Origin of the sequence: Streptomyces sp. SID13726, from assembly GCF_010548375.1 — a bacterium.
Lineage (GTDB): Bacteria > Actinomycetota > Actinomycetes > Streptomycetales > Streptomycetaceae > Streptomyces.
Genome location: NZ_JAAGLY010000567.1, coordinates 1 through 420 on the forward strand (window position 1 = coordinate 1; position 420 = coordinate 420).

At 68.3% G+C, this 420-nt stretch carries 1 protein-coding gene; it reads right to left on the minus strand.

What is annotated here, in order from left to right:
- Positions 1–337: hypothetical protein (locus G3I78_RS49160; protein ID WP_203616570.1), on the minus strand; the 337-nt coding region annotated here is incomplete at its 3' end.
- Positions 338–420: the final 83 nt, after the last annotated feature.

Sequence of the window (420 nt, forward strand, 5' to 3'; positions counted from 1 at the left end):
CGCGGAACTGGATGGCGTCGTCGGCGCTCAAGCCTAGGGCGCGGGCGGCCTGCAGGAGGGCTTCGGCGTCGCCCTTCCTCACCTTCACTCGCTGCCGCGCGTTGTCACCCGTGGCGATGTTGTTACCGTCCCCGTTCACGGTGATGTGGAAGTTCTGCGTGACGCGCTCGACCCGGCTGTCCGCGACCGTGGGGCCGTTGGGCTCGCCAGCGTCTGGCGCGACACCTTCCAGCGCGAGGGCGAGATCAAGGACGCGCGTGCGGATCGAGGCGAGAATCCCGCGTAGCGTGTTGCGGGGAATCATGAGACGCGCGTCGACAAGCGACATCATTCGCATGCGGGCGCCACCTTCCCCACTGCTCGCCCGGCGGTTGTACTCGACGACCGCCCACGGGTCCCAACGAAGGACCGGATCGTGCG